The sequence below is a fragment of the Amycolatopsis sp. NPDC003676 genome (assembly GCF_053587275.1).
Window position 1 is genome coordinate 1 of the sequence record NZ_JBSFNS010000327.1, and the last position, 1278, is coordinate 1278.

Sequence of the window (1278 nt, forward strand, 5' to 3'; positions counted from 1 at the left end):
GCAGGCGCTCCCCGACGACACCGGAACGCAGGCGCCTCACCTGTAGAACTAGCGTGGCGCCTGCGTCTCGGGTTCAGTTCTCGAAATCAATCAGGCAAAAAATGTCCATTGGCACTATCTGTCGGCCCGTCCGATCGGTTACATGGCCGAGACCATGCCCACGTCCGTCGGACCGGCAGCGCCGGTGTGCTCGTCGCAAACCATCGCACCAATCTACCGGTGCGCTCCCCCGGCAACCAACCACGTCCATAGCGACGCGGCATAGACCCAGGTAGACCGTCGCCACCCCGTTAGCTGACGCTTGTCTGCGTCCTCACATCGTCGTGAGAGCCCTTCTGCGCCGCGGGGAATGAGGCGTGGATCACACCAACCGGTCTGTCTCGACGGGCGCGCGGAGCCGGGCCGGGTCGTAGAGGTGGGACTGGGCGCAGTCGATCGCGGGGGTGAGGGCTCGGCCGACCAGGATGACGGCGGCTTGGCGGAGGTCGGCGGCTTCCACCTGGTCGGCGATGTCGGTGAGGGTGCCGCGCAGGATCAGCTGTTCGGGCTGGCTGGCGCGGTAGACGACGGCGACCGGGCAGTCGGGGCCGTACTCGTCGATCAGTTCCTTCGCGAGGACGCGGACGCGGGTGATCGCGAGGTGCAGGACCAGGGTGGCGCCGGTGGCGGCGAAGGCGGCCAGGGCCTCGCCCTCGGGCATCGCGGTCGAGCGGGCCTGGGTGCGGGTGAGGACGACCGATTGGACGACCTCGGGGACCGTCAGCTCGGTGCCCAGCGCGGCCGCGGCGGCGGCGTAGGCGGGGACGCCGGGGGTGATGTCCCACGGGACGCCGACGGCGTCGAGGCGGCGGATCTGCTCGGTGAGGGCCGAGTAGATCGACGGGTCGCCCGAGCAGAGCCGGGCGACGTCGTGCCCCGCCCGGTGGGCGCGCACGAGGTGGCCGGTGATCTCGTCCAGGTCAAGGCGCTGGGTGTCGATCAGCTCGGTGCCGGGCGCGCAGTGCGCCAGCACCTCGGGGTCGAGGTAGGTGCCCGCGTACAGGCAGACCGGGCTGTCGCGCAGCAGGCTCACCGCGCGCACCGTGAGCAGGTCGGCCGCGCCGGGGCCCGCCCCGATGAAGTGCACCGTCATGCCAGCAGCGTAGATCGCGGGCCGCCGGTTCCCGCCCGCGGTACCGGGCCCCGCGCTTCACTCGATTCTGACGAAGTCGCCGGGCTTGTAGCGACGCTCGAAGAACTCCTGTTTGGGTCCGTACCAGCGCAGCAGACCGAACCAGC

Annotated in this window: 1 protein-coding gene; it reads right to left on the reverse strand. The window is 70.3% G+C overall.

Annotated elements, in window-relative coordinates:
- Positions 1-361: 361 nt before the first annotated feature.
- A complete protein-coding gene (gene cobM / locus ACWDNU_RS46145; protein WP_355273624.1) occupies positions 362-1132 on the reverse strand; it encodes a precorrin-4 C(11)-methyltransferase in 771 nt (256 codons plus the stop codon).
- Positions 1133-1278: the final 146 nt, after the last annotated feature.

Excerpts from the sequence above, each read along its gene's own strand:
- cobM (WP_355273624.1), bottom strand. The coding sequence starts at position 1,132 with ATGACGGTGCACTTCATCGGGGCGGGCCCCGGCGCGGCCGACCTGCTC.